Below are 16426 nucleotides of genomic sequence, written 5' to 3'. Positions count from 1 at the left end.
AAAGGAGCGTAGACAATGTGATAGGCTTTAAACCTTATAAAGACGTACCGGATGAATCAGAAATCAGGCGTAGATTTCATGGGCGGATCAACATTTTCTTTTTCAGCGCCTTTTTAATCTTTTGCGTCATTATCGTTCGAATGGCCATTTTGCAGTTCGTTGAGGGACCTGAGCTTGCGAGTCAGGAAACCGGAGGAGAGCAGAAGCACTTCCCGCTGCAGCCGATCCGGGGATCCATCATCGATGCATCCGGCACCAAGCTTGCTTATTCCACGGCTTCAAACTCTTTATATATTACGCTCATGAAGGATTACAGCAAAAAGACGGACAAGGGCAAAGCGAACAGGCCGGAAGCGGAGGAAATGGCAAAACGAATTGTCCAAGCGTTTAACAAGTATGGGGACCCCGAGGCAGAACCGATCACAGTGAAGAAAGTGATGGACGACCTGGATTTGGAATATAACAAGCAGCATGGTTATGAACCCAGACGCATCAAGACGGATTTGACGAAGGAAGAGATCGCTTATTTCATGGAGAACCGAGCCAAGTTTCCCGGCATCCAGATTGTGGAGGAGAATGTTAGACACTACGATCCGGATACGGTGGCCGTTCAGACGATCGGATATCTAAAGAAGTTCAGAGGCTCCAAAGACCTTAAGGATTATGAGGCTATTGATCAGAGCAACAAGGATCAGAAGAATCCCGGCTTGATCTACACGGAAGAAGAGTGGATTGGCTATGACGGATTGGAACGGATGTACCAGGAAGAACTGCGCGGCAAGAGCGGGTATCTCAGCATTCCGATCAATCCGCAGAATATGGTGGACGGCGTACCGACGATGGTCGCTCCCGAAAAAGGCCTTGATATTCACACCACGATTCATAAAGACATTCAGCTTGCCACGGAGCAGGCCATTATGGATCAGCTCCAATATCTTCATACCCATCCGGTATCGGGAAAGCTTCATAAGGATGCCTTAACCGGATATGCGGTTGCCATGGAGGTGGATACCGGTCATGTGGTCGCGATGGCGAGCATGCCGGATTACGACTCGAATGTGCGGGTAAATGGTGGCAAGATTACGCAGGATGTCGTAGACTCGTCGGGAAACGGGACGATTACAATCTATGGATCAGGTCGCTCGGGAAACGGCTTTGAATCCATGATCTTTCTCGGTTCCGTCATTAAACCGCTGACGGTGCTGATCGGGCTTAATGAGGGGTTATTTGGCATTAATGACACTTATCCTGATCAAGGGTACGCCACCATAGGTCGGGAAGGAAGCGAAACGAGGATATCCAACTCGGGCGGTCATCGAAACGGTCCCATCAAGCCGCAGTTAGCGATTCAGCAATCCTCGAATGCTTTTATGATTGATATGATCGGCAAAAGGCTTGTCAATAAGTATGGCGGGGAGAAGGGCGTTACGGTCTGGGATGAGTATATGGAGAAGTTTGGTCTTGGCGTCGTAACGGGGAGCGGTTTGCCCAACGAGCATAAAGGATTGAAAAATTATACCGATACCAAAGCAGCGGGAAGTAATCTGGCGGCGTTAGCCTACGCTTCCTTCGGTCAGCAGGGTAAATACACCCCTCTACAGCTTGCTCAATACACCGTCATGCTGGCAAATGAAGGCAAGCGGGTCAAGCCGCAGCTGGTCAGCAAAATCACGGACCAGGATGGCAAGATAATCAAGAAATTCGGGCGCGAGGTTCTGAATGAGGTCGAGTTCCCCAAAGCGTATTGGCAGACCGTCAAGCGGGGGATGAATACGCAGGGGCTGGCAGCCTTCGAGGATTTTAAATATGATTTTGCCCGCAAAACAGGTACATCCGAGCAATCATATAAAGGTGTTAACCTTGATAACGGCGTCTTCATCGCCTTTGCTCCGCGAGATAATCCGAAGCTGGCAGTTGCCGTGGTTGTGCCGGAGGGCGGCTTCGGCTCGCAAAGCGCTGCGCCGATTGCGAGGAAAATATTCGATGCTTATGACGAAGTCTATGGACTTGATGGAACACCGCATCCGAAGAAGACAGATGAGCAGAAGGACAGCACTCAAGACGAGACAGGGGACAATGAATAAACAGCGAAGACGCAGAATCGTGAAGATTAGTGATGGGAAAAGGGGCGATAAAGCAATGATTTTGAATGTAATTCTCCTTGTTATAACTGTCCTGTTAACCGGTTATTTTTCAATAAAATATCGCTTGTGGAAACGCATATAACAAAAGGCAGGTTGTAGAGGCGCACTTGATCCTCTCCAATCCTGCCTTTTTTTGTAACTCATTTCATCAATAAGGATTGTCCTTGTTCTTCAGCACTTCCGCGAGAAAGGTCAGAGCCAAGCCTTGACCCCAGCCCTGGATTCGCTTATCGGGCACGCCTCTGTAACCTGCGGCGTCTTTCATGACGGCCGTTCCTGCGGAAACGCTGGTTACGGTACCATCTTCGGTGATCTTGGCCAAGATGCCGTCAATCGATTTCTGTGTGTATTTATTATAGATGCGTCCTTTGGTCAGCAGGGCGGCGGCGATGCCGGCCGAGCCGGACGTTTCAAGCGGAGACTGCGGATCGGTCGTGATCGTATGCCACAGGCCGGATTCATGCTGCAGCCGGACCAGGGCGCTGAGCTGGTCGCGCAGCGATCCTTCGATGATCATGAAGGAAGGATGCGTAACCGGCACGAGCTCCAGTGCACGAGCCATCGTGATGGCGGCCCAGGCATTGCCCCGGCACCAGAACACGCCCGACATATGGTTGCCGGCGATATTGTCCCAGCCGTGGTAATAGAGATTCGTAACAGGGTCCTGCAGGCAATCTTCATGGCCATGATACTGCTTCAGGCCATCCTCGAAGTAATCCTCCCGGTCCAGCATCACGCCGATCCGAAGCAGGAAGTAGCCTGCCATGAACATCGTATCAACCCACGCCTGCTCCGGAAAGTTATACGTTTCGGAGTTCACCGTATGCTGAAAGATGCCGTTGCCGAAACGCAGCGCATCATGCGTGAGAAACTCGGCCATTTCCTTGGCCGTTTCAATATACCGCTCATCTTCATAAACCTCGTATAAGGTCAGCAGGGAATGACCGATGGAGACGCCGTTGACGGACAGCTTGGGCAGCCCATCCTCCATATTTTCATCGACCCAGGCTTTCAGCTGTTCCAGATACTCCTGTTTGCCGGTGGCCTTATAGGCTTCGCATACTCCGTAAAAGGCGACCCCGCCCGGCCAGTCCCAGCTGAAATCCATGCGAAAGGTCCGGTCGACCACGCGGTCTATGACAAACTCAATCTGTTGATCATCAAATACAAGTACAGGCATGATGAGAAACTCCCTTCATATTCTATTTGCTTCTATCTGTATGAATTACCCTTTCAATCCCGTCGTGCTGATTCCTTCCACGATATATTTCTGGAAGATAAAGAAGACGATGACGACCGGCAGCAGCGATAAGGTAGCCATAGCAAACATGCCGCCCCAGTTATTAAGCGACTCCCCGTCAAGGAAGAGCTTCAAGGCAAGTGACACCGGGTATTTCTCCGGATTGTTCAAGTAAATGAGCGGATTGATGAAATCATCCCATCTCCAGTAGAAGGAGAATATGGAACACGTAATGAGAGCGGGTACGATCAATGGCACAACGATCCGGAAAAATATCCCGTATTTGCTGCATCCGTCAATCTTGGCGGCTTCATCCAGTTCCTTCGGAATGGTGCGGATAAATTGCATGATCAGGAAGATGAAGAACGGAATGCCGAAGAATTGGGGAACAATTAATGGTTTGAAGGAAGACAGCCAGCCGAATTTGGCGAACATCACATACTGCGGAACGATCACGACATCATGAGGCAGCATCATCGTAATCATCATGCAGGCGAACCAGAATTGCTGACCGAAGAACTTGGTCCGAGCCAGGCCGAAGGCGACAAGCGCAGAGGAAGCGACGGCACCGATGGTGGATATGATGACAATGATAAAAGAATTTTTAAAGAAGGTACCGAAGGTAGTCCCGGCAAAACCCTTCCAGCCTGTAGCATAATTCGAGAATTCCAGCCGACTCGGAATCAGGCTGTAAGCCGTCGTGAATATTTCATGATTGGGCTTCAGCGAGCTGGCGACCAGCCACAGAATCGGATAAGTCATGCAGAGGGCGAACAATCCGACCAGGGTATGGTAGAGAACACGTCTGGATTTGGTCATAACCGTCAATCTCCTTTCGACTCGTAATGAACCCAGCGGGTGGATGATCTGAAGATGAGCAGGGTCAGGACACCAACGATAATGAGCATGATCCAGGCAAGCGCCGACGCGTATCCCATCTCAAAATGCGAGAACGCCTTGCGGTACAAATAGAGCGAATAGAGCAGCGTTTGGTCCAGGGGCCCGCCTTCTCCGCGCGAAATAATGTAGGCCGGAGTGAAGGTCAGGAACGCCGAAATTGTCTGGAGCGTCAAATTAAACAAAATAATGGGGCTGAGCATAGGCAGCGTAATCTTGAAAAAGCGATGGACCGCATTGGCACCGTCCACGCTGGCAGCCTCATAGTAATCCTTCGGGATATTTTTCAAACCAGCCAGAAAAATGATCATCGAGGAGCCGAACTGCCAGATAGACAAGGCGATTAGTGTCCATAGCGCCGTGCTCGGATTTCCGATCCAAGAGGTCGTGGAATGGATCCCGAAGAGGGAAAGGGCAGAGTTCACGAGTCCCTTGTCGCCAAAGATCTGCTGCCACATGATAGCCACGGCCACGCTTCCGCCAATGAGAGATGGCAGGTAGAAGGCAGAGCGGTACAGCCCCACCGCCTTGGTTGCGGTATTCAGGATCATGGCAACAAAGAGGGCGAAGATAAGGCGGAGGGGGACACTGGCAAATACATAGGTGAACGTGACCTGGAACGATTTGCCGATCTTGTCGTCCTCCAGGAACAACCGTTCATAATTCCCCAAGCCCAGCCATCTTGGCGCTTCCATCAGATTGTAATTGGTGAACGAATAATACAGGGACGACAGAATTGGATATAAGGTAAAGATGAGAAAACCAAGAACGAACGGCGCTGAAAACACGTAACCGGTGATGTGCTCGTTCTCACGGAGCCTCTTCATAGATTTCAACCCCTACGATTCAGATTTGGTTGCGCCCCGTGCAGGGGTCACTGATGTAAAAAGGCATCTCTTGCACGGGAAAGACGTGCCGGAGATGCCTTGTCTAGCCGTGTCCTGGTTATTGCTGAGATCTGGCCAAGATGGCATTCGCTTCCTTGCGGAACTCGGCCGCGGCATCTTCGATCGAGATTTTCTTGAACAGGATGCGTTCGCTGAGATCTCGCAGCAGCTTCTCGATTTCCACCGCGCCGATCGGGTTAGGCGGATCGCCTGGCGTGCTGTTGGCCTCAGCCCAAGTAACATAGTCGAAAATCTTGGCTTCGTTCTCGGAGAGGAGCGGCTTGAGCGCTTCCTTCACCTTGGCGGATACGGGAACGCCGCGTTCGCCCTTGATCAGCTTGTTGGCCTCAATGTCGTTGATGAAGAAGCTGATGAATTTGGCGGCTTCTTCTTTATGCTTGGAGGTTTCGGTGACCGAGAAATACATCGATGGTTTCAGGAAGAGTCCTTCTTTTGTTCCGGGTCCCGGCATCGGATTCAGCTCCAATGGACGATCGGTTACCAGATTGGCCACGGCGAGGAATTGGTTGGACCAGCCGGTGCCTGATATAGAGTTGCCCAGGACAATTTCATCCTCTTCGGCTACGCCTTTCTTCTGGGCTTCCTTGTCCAGGGACAGGATATATCCGTTGTCGTACCATTTCTGGTAGCGGGTGAAGTAATCGATAAAAGGCTGGTCGTCGCTGTATCCGATGGTTTTGCCGTCAGCGCTGTACATTTTCTGCCCGATGGTTCTTAGGTAGTAAGGGAAGAAGACGTCATGCCGGTAAGCAAAGCCTCCGATTTGCAGGCCTTTTTCTTTGGCTTGTGCCCCCATCTTGTCCATGTCGTCCCAGGTCCATTCCTTGGACGGAATATCGATGCCGTTCTTCTTCATCGTCTCCACGTCGAATGTAGTCTGGAGTGCGTTCACGCCGAGGTTCATGGCAACCAGCTTGCCGCTGACCTCACCGCCGCTCAGCGCATTCTCGCTGACATCGGCGACATCGAGCTCGCCGCTCTCGGTAAACGGCTTCAAATCCGCCAGTTGATTCCGGCCTGCATATTGATTCAGGTAGGAGATGTCCATCTGGATAATGTCCGGAAGTCCGCCGGCCACCGCTTGGGGAGCAAGCTTCTTCCAATAGTCATCGAATGGAGCATACTCCGGCTCAATGGTGACATGCGGATTCTGGGACTCATACATCTCGATGACCTTCAAGGTATAATCATGCCGGGACTGACCACCCCACCAGGCAATGCGGAGCTTGACCGGATCCTTGCTATCGCTTGCAGCCGGCGGCGGCGTTTCCGTTCCGGTTCCGCCGTTTGCCGGTGGTTCTGCGGCGCCGCCGCCCGAACAGCCGATCAAACTTCCGATCAGGGAAAACATCAGAACTGCGTTTAACACTTTTTTCATTCCATTTCCTCCCCTTTGTTAATCAACCATTTCATGACGCTCCAAATGTTAGTGCTTACATTCCCAATTATCTAGTGTTTGCGGGGAAAGAGTAAGGAAAAAAACCGTGCAATTTGTTTAAAAAGCAGAGATGTACGTACAAGTTAATCACTCTTTTTCATATATTCAGAGGGTGTACAGCCAATCTGTTTCTTGAACACTTGGCTGAAATATTGAGGATTATCGCCGAAACCGAGCCGTTCCGCCATTTCAAAAATTTTGATATCGGGATCGCTTGCCATCATTTCGGTTGCGCGCTTCATCCGAAGCTTCATCACGTAATTGGAGAACTTCTCGCCGGTCTCCTTCTTGAACAGCTTGCCGAGATAGTCGGCGTTCATATACAGCATGTCGTTTGCCACCAGATTTAGGGTAAGCTCCGAGTTCCCCAGCTGCTCCTCGATAATCTCAACCACCTTGCGGACGATGGCATTATATTTGACTTTGTTCTGCTCGAAGTTTCGCAGCGTGATTTCCCGTACCGTATTCTCCAAGAAAGATTGAATGGCTTGAAGCGTACTCATCTCGGCGATTTCCGGAATCCGTGCATAGTGTTCTTGCATCCGATCCGGGTCGGTTAGACGGATGAGGGATACATATTGCTGAATGACATAGGATTTGGTCATGTCGATACTAAGCTGCGCATGCTTCAGCTCCTGAATAAATTCGGCCAAGGCAAGCTCCGCTTCGTTGCGGTGGCCGGATCGGACCGGCATGCACAGGCGTTCCTCGTCGAGGACAAACGTTCCTTCCAGGCCGCCGGCGTGCAGCGTATCTTCCGTCGTGATCATCCCGCTCTCATCCAGATAGAAACGGTAGTTCAAGCATTGCAGCGTATCCCGGTACAGCTTCCGCGCCAGGATAACAGGTCCGGGATCGCTGATCGCGATTGTGACGTCCATCTTGTAATACTGTTTAAAAGTACACCGGATATCCTGCAGCTGCTCATGGAGCCGCTGCTGATCATGTTGGTTCTCGATTAGCACCAGTACATGCTGTCCGATCGTCGTACTCAGCAGCGTTGTGTCCAACAGATCCTCCGCAATGTTCTTCACGGCAAATTGATGCTCGTATTCGACGGTGCCCTCCAGCTGGAACAATAGCAGCCGTACGGGCTGATCGAAATCGTATTCGAACAGGCTTCGGTACTCCTCCAGATCATGGCGCCCATAGGTCTTGTTGGTGACAAACTCTTTGAGCACCTGTTCTTTGACATGGGGCAGTACCTTCCGGAGCCGGTTCTTCATCTCCTGGACAAACGTTTCCTTGTTCCGGTCCTGGGTCAACTCGTTGATGACCTCTTTCAGCGCTCCTCCGATCTTGACCTCGTCGGTCGGCTTCAGCAGATAATGCTTCACGCCGTATTGCATGGCGCGATTGGCATACTCGAATTCGCCGAAGCCGGACAGCAGCACGAATTTGATATGAGGATGGGAGGCGTGGGTCTTGGCAACGAGCTCCAGACCGTCGAGCCCGGGCATGCGAATGTCGCAAACGACGATATCCGGGCTCTCCCTGACGATTTTTTCATATGCTTGAATTCCGTTCTGGGCCGTACCCGCCAGCTCGGTTCGGTATGATCGCCAGTCCACCATCTGAGATATGCCATCCAGAATAATTCGTTCATCGTCCACAAGCAGAACTTTGTACATCCGAATCCCTCCGTTATTTGGGTAAATACAGAATTACACGGGTCCCTAGACCCGATCCGCTGTCAATCGACAAACCGTAGTGGTCGCCAAAAGCCAGCTTGATTCGTTCATCGATATTTAACAGCCCGATCCCGTTACCGCTGGTGGCCAAATCGCCATTTCGCAATTGCGTCAAGGTATCTGGCGCCATGCCGGGACCGTCATCCTCCACGATGACGCAGAACGCGGAAGGTGTCTCCTTGCAGAACAACGAAATTCGGCAAGGGTCAACGGACGGCTCCAGCGCATAATGAATTGCATTTTCGAGCAGAGGCTGGAGAGACAGCTTGGGGATTTTGCGGTGCAGATCCTGCTCTTTAACATCCAGCGTAAACTCTAGTCGGTCTTCAAATCGGAACTTCTGTATGAGGACATAGTTTCGGACAATCTCCAGTTCTTCACCCAGTGTCAGAATAGGCTCCTTCAGACTGACGGAGTTACGGAGAAGGAAGGCTAACGCTTGCACCATGTCCGAGATTTGGGTTTGCTTGTTCATCTTTGCCAGCCAGTTCACGGATTCCAGCGTGTTATACAAAAAGTGGGGGTTGATTTGCGCTTGCAGCGCTTTGAACTCGGTCTCTTTGATCAACAACCGGTTTGAATAATTCTCGGTGATGAGGGCATTGATTCTTTCGATCATGAGACGGAATGTGCGATGCAGCAGGCCCAGCTCGTTCATGGCGACAGGGGCGGCGTCCTGCGGGAGCACGTTGGCTTCCGCAAAGTTTCCTTTTTCCGCGAGCTTCATCCGGGTGATGAGACTTTCGATAGGACGTGTCAGACCCCGGCTGAACCGGATGCCGAGCAGAATCGCAACCGCGAAAATAACGGTGAACACGATGATGACAAGCTCTTTAATGAAAATGATTTGCTTGAAGGTTTGGTTAAAGGGTGTAACATTCATATACGTCCAGCCCGTGTTGCCAGATCGATTATGTGCGATAAAGTAGGTGTGCCCATCGATTTCCCGAGTTAGGTACCCGTTTCCGGACGACAGGGAGGATTGAATGACGACCGGATCGAAGTGCGGCGTTGCGGGATATATGACATCGGTACCGGAAGTTACGATCAGGTCGCTTTCCCCGCCGGCGGACTTCCGGACGATTTTGTCCATATTGATGCGAATGATGATGGTACCCAAATAGTTAAGATCGAACAAAGTGCCGGTATAGGATCTTATTTCCCGGGAAAGTAGAAGGGCAGAATCCGTATCGTCAGGGTATATCCAGCGCTCTCCCCCATCCGCGTCCCCGGCAAGCTGAAGAATCAACTCCTTCTTGGCAGGATCAATCGGGACAACGCTGCCGACGTCCTGCTGCTGATCATACGAATCGATCAGGTGAATGGAGTAGAGCATGGGCTCGGAGCCTACGTAATTCAGGAGGCGGTCCACCAAATGCTGCCGGAGGATGAGCCTGTCATAGTCGGATTCGCTTCCGGCGATGGAACGTAATATATTCTGGATCTGGGTATCGGTAATGATATTAAAAGATAACTGTTCGATCCGCTCGAGCTCTGCCTCAATCGCGGAGGAAGACAGGTGAAGGACCTGGGATGATTTGAGGTACAACTGCTCGTCGTAGATGGAGAAGGCATACTGCTGGACGATGACGGCGAACGTGAATGCCATTGCAACAATTAAGCTGATAAGAAGGGAAAGCTTATTTTTGATTTTCATATTTTTATAAATCGTTATCCATTTTTGCACGGCAACGTCTCCTTGCGCTGGTCCCAAAATGTTGTGTACACATTATGTACCGGGCTGTAAACGCTGTCAATACAAGCGCTGTTATTCCAGCACCTGGAATAATTAAAGAGGCTTTGCTTATGTAGTCGGTTATTTGAACAAGGAGAACGGTTATTTGAATTTCTGTTCGGAGGCTCGCAATTCATAATGGATTTAGATGAAATTCAACCGGAAGAGGTGAAGTACGTTGCAATGGATGTATAAATTCGATTTTGGCACGGGAACGCCGGGCCAAGAACATATCAAAATAAACGCTGAAACCTTATATAATCCTGACATTGGCTACGGATTCCTTTCCTTATCCAACGTCTCTGCCTTGAAGCGGGCGGGGGAAGAGGCATTAACGGGAGATTTTATCATACCGCTGAATGCTGCGTTTCAAGTCGATGTGATCGATGGTCTGTACACCCTGCATCTGCTGATCGGTGATGCCTGGTTTGATACCGAAACCTCGATTCATGGAACGGAAGGTCAGATGCTGCTGGACGGGAAACGTATACCGGCAGGCCACTTTGAACGATTTAGCATCACGGTGCCGGCCGTCCAAGGTAAAATCGTACTGACCTTCTCGGGCCGGGCTCCCCGGATTAATGCAATGGAAGTGGCACCTGCGCCACATGCTTGCAACTTGTTTTTGGCAGGGGATTCAACCGTAACGAACCAGCCTGCGGACGGTTATCCCTATGCTGGGTGGGGGCAAATGCTGCCCGCTTATATTAAAGCGGATGCGGTTGTGAGCAATTATGCTCGTTCCGGCCGAAGCTCCAAGAGCTTTATTACGGAGGGATTATTGGAGCAAATACGTGAGAAGATGAAGCCTCATGATTATATGCTGATTCAGTTTGGCCATAACGACCAAAAGCGGGATGAGGAGAGGCATACGGAGCCTTTTTCGACATACAAGGAATTTTTAAAGAAATACGTGGATGTTTGCCGGGAGAAACTGGCGACGCCGATCCTGGTAACGCCAGTTCATCGTCGCTATTTTGATAGTAAGGGGCTATTGGAGGACACGCATGGCGATTATATCACGGCGGTGCGCGAACTGGCGCAGGAGGAGCATATTCCCTTGGTCGATTTGGCGTCGCTGAGTTTGGAGTATTTTAACCAGCTGGGTCCCGAAGGGACCAAATCCGTGTTTATGTGGGGGAGGCCAGGGGAATTTCTTCTGTTTCCACAGGGCGTTATGGACAACACTCATTTTCAAGAGCGCGGTGCGGCCCGATTGGCCGGTATGGTGGTTGACGGCTTGAAGGCACTTGGACTCCAGCCGTTGTCACTGTTTCTACGCTAGCATGATGGGTCGGAACGTGGATTAAAGGAACTTTCTGCGTTGATCGCGAATCTAGTATATATTCGAATTTCTTAAATTATGAGTTGTGAGGAGTGAAACACATGTCAAAAGGTGAAAAACATTGGATTATTCCGGATGGGTATATCCCTCCTGAAAGCAGCGGAGAACTAACCAGTCATGAATCCGTCTGTGTCTTGAACTTGTCCGAGCAGGACGTTGTGGTTACGATTCATGCTTACTTCGAGGATCGTGATCCGTTGCTGGGAATGGAAACCATCGTACCAGCTAGAAGAACCAAACATATACGAACGAGCACGCTTCAAACGGACGGCGGGGAAGGTATTCCTTCAGGTATTCCTTATGCCATGGAAGTTACGAGCAGTGCACCCGTATTTGTTCAATACAGCCGTCTCGATTCGACTCAGCCCGAGAATGCGTTGATGAGTGTCATGGCGTATCCGGTAACCCGATCCTAAGGAAGGTGATTGAATGGTAGGGGATATCATATATACCTCAGAGCCGCCTGAGGATTTTCGTCAACTGGAAGCATTGTATGCTTCGCTTGACTGGAACTCTATTCGTCTATCCGTCACCGAATTGAAAACCATGTGTTTGCAGAGCTGGTATGCCATCTATGCATATGAAGGACAAACACTGGTGGGTATGGGGCGGGTGATTTCCGATGGGGTGATCACCGGCGTTATATGCGGACTAGGCGTACATCCGGATTATCAGTCCAAGGGGATAGGCCGACAGATCCTCCATCGATTGGTTGAACATTGCGAGAAGACCCGGGTCTTCCCGCAACTGATGTGTGAAGAAGGGCTGGAACCATATTATGAGAAGCTGGGTTTTCAGCGATTTACCATTGGGATGAAGAAGGATATACAGCGAACTCATTCATCGGACGTTCCGTAATCTTTGATCGTTATTTTCACCTCAGACTTAATCGGAACCTCACTAAATATTTGATCCCAATCTTTTTTGGTTGTTTTCCATATACGAGGATATTTAATTCTCAATTGGTTTCCGAAGCCGGCAACGTCCGTTTTGTATTCATGTTGAAGTTTATTGAGTACGTTCTCAACTAAACGCTCCACCTCTTCTTCAATAGCTTTTTCCGTTCTTTTCAAAAATTCAGTTTCAATGGAATTCTCTGAAACCACCCAATGCTCGGCGATTCTTCCTTCAGACTCGATTTTTATATCAAACGAGATGTTATTCCCATTAACATGAGGTTTAATTTTACTTTTCAAGGATAACACTTCGTATATAATTGGCTGTCCCGTCTTCCTATCAACGCTTTTTACCAAACCGCCTTTCCCATTTCCGAATATCCACGTTAAGCCTTCCAAGTCCTTTTCATTCAAAAAGCCGCGCAGTTTTTTAGTTTTCCCTTCAATGACGGCAGCTCCGGCGAATTTTATTTCTCCTTTCGTCGACACGATATTTTGCAAAAGAAAGCTGGCCCCCGCATGCAGCTTCCCCTCTATCTTGGTAATTGTAGTAGGAGGCAGAATTTTGGTTGTTCTTCCGTGACCGTGTGTCATTTCAACGAGTTGAAACGCTGGAATATCCATTGGTTTGTTCGATTCTAGCGTTTGACTCGCACGGTTTCGAGCGATAAGAAGGAGTCCGCTTGGTCTCATTTCCTGTTCCCTAATATAAAAATCCAAAATCTTTTGCATATCCAGGGTACGTGCAAGATCCTCTCCAATGATAATCACTTTTGAATGCTCAGCAAAGGCGCGCTTGTCGATTCTTAATACCATATTACGCAAAGTCGGCAGGATCGCATCTCCTGTTTCAGAAACGTTATTGTAAGCTTTTTGTGGTGATGATCCTGTTTTTGTTCCTTTTCCTGTAGTCTCTGAGGTAACAAATTGATTGGTTATCGTAATTCGATTCCGGTGAGGCTGACCGCCTGGTTGTCCCGCTGACTCTTCATGAGCACCTTCCTGTTTTTCCAAATCCATTGAAGTGCCTACAATGAGGGCTAAATCTTCAATTTCTTTATTGCTCCAACATCCTGTAAGGGGCAGGAGTATAAAAACCAACAGTGCACTCAAGAGGATCCGTATCGTGATGTGCTTCAAGCTTTTCCACCTCTCAGTCTTGATACTACAAGTAAGATTAATGGCAGTACAGCAAATAATATTAATGCGATATTGCCGATGATATCCCCAAGTTTAAAGAGGTCATTGATATTTTTTGGAACCATCGCAATGATGTAAATAATCGGAATCAAGCCATAAATAAAGGGATGAATCTTCTTTTTGAAGAGCTGCGCCATTCCTAAAGCAGCTGCATAGTAGGTAATGGTGAATGTGGTGAATATTTGCATAATCCATATCACAAGCAGCAAAGATTCAAATCGTTCAAAGATCAATCCGGGGATTTCAAAACTTCGCATAAGCTCAAGGGTAGGCCATGTACTCGTGACCACTCCATCGATCGACAGGGCTCCGATAACCATGACAACGGTGATGACGTAAAAGAGCAGAGGGATGGAAACACCGATTAGAACAACTTTTACGGCTTTGTCCGGCTTTTGCATAAACGCAACAAGAAGCAGCATAACTTCAGAACCTAAAAATGCGAGAACGGTTGTCTTTATTCCTTTTAGCATGGGGCCAATTCCCAATCCTAATACAGGACGGAGATTATCGATCTCAAATATGCCTAAGCTCAAAAAGGCAACCAGTAGAAAAATGACGATCGTAATAGGGAATATGATTTCGAACAGACGGGCGAGCGTGTTGATTCCGCCAATGATCAGATAGAGACCTATCCACATGAAAGGCAGAATGATGGCCCAGGTGGGGGTGCCTTCCAGTAAAAAAAGGCCGGTTACTTCTGCCATTGTTCTGACTTCATAGGCAGAAATGGTAAAAAAGTAGCCGATAACAAGTAAACTGAGGAACCCGCCCATCCATTTACCTACAATCTCCTGGTTATATTGATAAAAGGTTTTTCCGGGGAATCGCTGGTTTAATTTCACGATAATCAACCCTACGAGCATGGCGATCATCCCGCCCAAAATCACGGTGATCCAAACATCCGGTGTTTTCACTTTCTCCACAGATGTTCGCGGTAGGGTTAGGATCCCGGCAGCAAGAATATAGTTGACGAGGATCACCGCTGCTTGCGAATTCGTAATCTGTTCTTTTGAACTACCTATCATGTTGGGTTGTTTCCTTTCATAGAGAGCTATCCTTTACGGATGGAGTCTTTCTTGTGTATCGCCTTCCGACGGCGTTTCATCTTCACGAGTGGCATACGAATCATAAAGTCTTTCCAATCGCTTACTCGATATGGAACGATCGGGGTGACAAAGGGAACACCAAAACTCTCCAACCTTACTAAATGGCTGCAAAAGAAAAGGAAAAACAGAACGACCCCGTATAATCCAAACACTGCAGCGAAAAACATGGCTATAAAACGAAGCATACGAAACGTAATTCCAGCGCTGTATTGAGGGATGGCAAAGGAAGAAATGGCGGTTAACGCCACCACGATCACCATAATTGGACTCACAATCCCTGCTTGTACGGCAGCTTCTCCTATGACCAGACCACCGACGATCCCCATGGCCGGACCAATGGGTTTAGGTAATCGCAGCCCACCTTCCCGCAAAATCTCGATCGCTACTTCCATGATCAGTGCTTCGATGAGTGCGGGAAACGGTACGCCTTCCCTCGTGCCCATGATCGACAAGGCCAGTTTGGTTGGGATCAATCCCTGGTGAAACGATACAAACGAAATATACAATGAGGGTCCAAATAGCGATATAAAAGCCGCAAAATAACGCAACAGGCGGATGAGAAAAGTAGGTAACCAACGATCATAATAGTCCTCAGGTGAGTGCAGCATCATACTAAACGAAATCGGAACGATCAAAGCGAAAGGCGTCCCATCTAACAAGATCGCTACTCGTCCTTCCATCAAGGCACTGTAAACGCGGTCAGGACGCTCCGTATTCTGTACTTGGGTAAAAGGACTAAGGTAATTATCCTCGATCAGCTGTTCTACATAGCCTGATTCCGGTACATCATCTATATTTATTTTTTGGATTCTTTTCTGGACCTCTTCCACCAAAGCAGGATCAGCCATATCTTTGATATAAGCGATGACAAGTTCTTTTTTTGAACTTTGCCCTACTTGAAACTTAATGATGGATAAGTTGTTGTTGTCACCATGCTGTCGTAAAAGAGCGGTATTATCACGTAACGATTCTGTGAAACCTACCCGTGGGCCTCTAACCAATGGTTCCGAAGACGGTTCTTCAATACTGCGCGATTTCCCTTTGGTCGTACCAAGAATGAGCACATGCTGCAATCCATCCACTAACAGTGCAGTCGAACCTGTCAATATCTTGGATGTTAAGTCATTAACATGTTGAGTTTCTGTTACTTCACTAATGGTAAGAACTTGATTTTTAATCAACTCTTTAGAAAGGACCCCTTGCACAAGAGATGGATCCTGAGTATTTTTTTCGGAGAAGTCCACCATAAGCGATTTCATAATGTGTTGGTCGATGAGCTCTTTATCCGACAGTCCGTCTACGTAAATGATGGCCGCACCAATGCCAGTGCCTCCAATGTAAAACTCCCTAAATTGCACATCCGAGTTGTGGCCGATCCTTGTTCTCATCAGTTCAAGATCCAAGGCGAAGTTCCCCGAAAAACGGTTTATTGAGGTTTCAGCAGGATCCAATGTGTTGTTGTTTTCATGGTCATGTTGTTTCATGGTTGAACCCCGCCATTTCCTCAGTCTTCCTTTGAGTTATGAACCCATTTAAAAAACCTTGAGATTATATATGGAACCATAAATGCGATAAAACCCTGCATAAAGACCTTCCAATCCGGAAGGTAGGAAAGCACCATTCTCCACATGTTAATCCCCCTGTTATGACAGCATTAGCGCTATTTAAGCGTAAGTCTCTATAATGCCATTATTATCTAAGCGACAACCGTTTAAACTTAATACATCGACGACTACGCAGGAGTCGAACTAAGGATTATTGGAAAGATTGGCTTGACCAAAGACACTGGATACGCGAGAGGGAAATAATGTTAAAATAGCATC

General features: G+C 48.6%; 13 protein-coding genes. 4 read left to right on the top strand and 9 right to left on the bottom strand.

Annotated features, from left to right (window positions below):
• Nucleotides 1–17 precede the first annotated feature (17 nt).
• On the top strand, nucleotides 18–2084 hold the full coding sequence (locus tag MKX98_RS22710) for a penicillin-binding transpeptidase domain-containing protein (protein WP_194543673.1): 2067 nt from the start codon (nucleotides 18–20) through the stop codon (nucleotides 2082–2084).
• 208 nt (nucleotides 2085–2292) lie between these two features.
• Here MKX98_RS22710 and MKX98_RS22705 read toward each other — a convergent pair whose 3' ends face one another.
• The 6 genes from MKX98_RS22705 to MKX98_RS22680 all read right to left on the bottom strand — a co-directional run bounded on the left by MKX98_RS22705 (nucleotide 2293) and on the right by MKX98_RS22680 (nucleotide 10005).
• Nucleotides 2293–3324 (bottom strand): glycoside hydrolase family 88 protein, encoded by a 1032-nt coding sequence (locus tag MKX98_RS22705; protein ID WP_220684518.1) that lies wholly within the window; start codon nucleotides 3322–3324, stop codon nucleotides 2293–2295.
• 45 nt (nucleotides 3325–3369) lie between these two features.
• Nucleotides 3370–4203 carry a carbohydrate ABC transporter permease gene (locus MKX98_RS22700; protein ID WP_113057348.1) on the bottom strand — a complete coding sequence of 278 codons (834 nt, stop codon included), beginning with the start codon at nucleotides 4201–4203 and terminating at the stop codon, nucleotides 3370–3372.
• A gap of 5 nt (nucleotides 4204–4208) precedes the next feature.
• The gene (locus tag MKX98_RS22695) at nucleotides 4209–5108 is read right to left on the bottom strand and encodes a sugar ABC transporter permease (RefSeq protein WP_009589786.1); all 900 of its coding nucleotides are present in this window, start codon (nucleotides 5106–5108) and stop codon (nucleotides 4209–4211) included.
• 118 nt (nucleotides 5109–5226) lie between these two features.
• Nucleotides 5227–6567, bottom strand: coding sequence for an ABC transporter substrate-binding protein (locus tag MKX98_RS22690; RefSeq protein WP_339218494.1), 1341 nt, complete (start codon nucleotides 6565–6567; stop codon nucleotides 5227–5229).
• A gap of 143 nt (nucleotides 6568–6710) precedes the next feature.
• Complete coding sequence (locus tag MKX98_RS22685) at nucleotides 6711–8258, bottom strand: response regulator (RefSeq protein WP_339218492.1); 1548 nt, start codon at nucleotides 8256–8258, stop codon at nucleotides 6711–6713.
• A 13-nt stretch (nucleotides 8259–8271) separates the two neighbouring features.
• Nucleotides 8272–10005, bottom strand: a complete 1734-nt coding sequence (locus MKX98_RS22680) for a sensor histidine kinase (protein ID WP_339218489.1) — start codon at nucleotides 10003–10005, stop codon at nucleotides 8272–8274.
• Nucleotides 10006–10231: 226 nt separating this feature from the next.
• On the opposite strand from MKX98_RS22680, the gene MKX98_RS22675 reads away from it, so the two are divergent.
• The 3 genes from MKX98_RS22675 (at nucleotide 10232) to MKX98_RS22665 (ending at nucleotide 12256) form a co-directional block, all read left to right on the top strand.
• On the top strand, nucleotides 10232–11338 hold the full coding sequence (locus MKX98_RS22675) for a rhamnogalacturonan acetylesterase (RefSeq protein ID WP_339218488.1): 1107 nt from the start codon (nucleotides 10232–10234) through the stop codon (nucleotides 11336–11338).
• A 101-nt stretch (nucleotides 11339–11439) separates the two neighbouring features.
• Nucleotides 11440–11814: a sensory rhodopsin transducer gene (locus MKX98_RS22670; protein ID WP_194543668.1), complete on the top strand. Its 375-nt coding sequence runs from the start codon at nucleotides 11440–11442 to the stop codon at nucleotides 11812–11814.
• 13 nt (nucleotides 11815–11827) lie between these two features.
• Nucleotides 11828–12256 carry a GNAT family N-acetyltransferase gene (locus MKX98_RS22665; RefSeq protein ID WP_339218485.1) on the top strand — a complete coding sequence of 143 codons (429 nt, stop codon included), beginning with the start codon at nucleotides 11828–11830 and terminating at the stop codon, nucleotides 12254–12256.
• On the opposite strand, the gene MKX98_RS22660 is transcribed toward MKX98_RS22665, so the two are convergent.
• The 3 genes from MKX98_RS22660 to MKX98_RS22650 are packed head-to-tail and all read right to left on the bottom strand — an operon-like array spanning nucleotide 12235 to nucleotide 16087.
• Nucleotides 12235–13407, bottom strand: a complete 1173-nt coding sequence (locus MKX98_RS22660; protein ID WP_339218484.1) for a Ger(x)C family spore germination protein — start codon at nucleotides 13405–13407, stop codon at nucleotides 12235–12237. The two genes, MKX98_RS22665 and MKX98_RS22660, sit on opposite strands and share 22 nt — an antisense overlap.
• Nucleotides 13408–13430: 23 nt before the next feature.
• The gene (locus MKX98_RS22655; protein ID WP_339218482.1) at nucleotides 13431–14522 is read right to left on the bottom strand and encodes a spore germination protein; all 1092 of its coding nucleotides are present in this window, start codon (nucleotides 14520–14522) and stop codon (nucleotides 13431–13433) included.
• Nucleotides 14523–14548: 26 nt separating this feature from the next.
• Nucleotides 14549–16087 (bottom strand): spore germination protein, encoded by a 1539-nt coding sequence (locus MKX98_RS22650; RefSeq protein WP_339218480.1) that lies wholly within the window; start codon nucleotides 16085–16087, stop codon nucleotides 14549–14551.
• Nucleotides 16088–16426: the final 339 nt, after the last annotated feature.

The organism is Paenibacillus sp. FSL W7-1332 (assembly GCF_037969785.1).
In the GTDB taxonomy this organism is placed as follows: Bacteria; Bacillota; Bacilli; order Paenibacillales; family Paenibacillaceae; genus Paenibacillus_AQ.
Note: the sequence above shows the minus strand (reverse complement) of the source record. Positions and strands in the feature narration are given on the sequence as shown.

Coding starts and splice junctions, on each gene's coding strand:
- MKX98_RS22655 (WP_339218482.1), bottom strand. CDS start 14,522: ATGATAGGTAGTTCAAAAGAACAGATTACGAATTCGCAAGCAGCGGTG.
- MKX98_RS22705 (WP_220684518.1), bottom strand. CDS start 3,324: ATGCCTGTACTTGTATTTGATGATCAACAGATTGAGTTTGTCATAGAC.
- MKX98_RS22650 (WP_339218480.1), bottom strand. CDS start 16,087: ATGAAACAACATGACCATGAAAACAACAACACATTGGATCCTGCTGAA.
- MKX98_RS22700 (WP_113057348.1), bottom strand. CDS start 4,203: ATGACCAAATCCAGACGTGTTCTCTACCATACCCTGGTCGGATTGTTC.
- MKX98_RS22665 (WP_339218485.1), top strand. CDS start 11,828: ATGGTAGGGGATATCATATATACCTCAGAGCCGCCTGAGGATTTTCGT.
- MKX98_RS22690 (WP_339218494.1), bottom strand. CDS start 6,567: ATGAAAAAAGTGTTAAACGCAGTTCTGATGTTTTCCCTGATCGGAAGT.
- MKX98_RS22685 (WP_339218492.1), bottom strand. CDS start 8,258: ATGTACAAAGTTCTGCTTGTGGACGATGAACGAATTATTCTGGATGGC.
- MKX98_RS22695 (WP_009589786.1), bottom strand. CDS start 5,108: ATGAAGAGGCTCCGTGAGAACGAGCACATCACCGGTTACGTGTTTTCA.
- MKX98_RS22670 (WP_194543668.1), top strand. CDS start 11,440: ATGTCAAAAGGTGAAAAACATTGGATTATTCCGGATGGGTATATCCCT.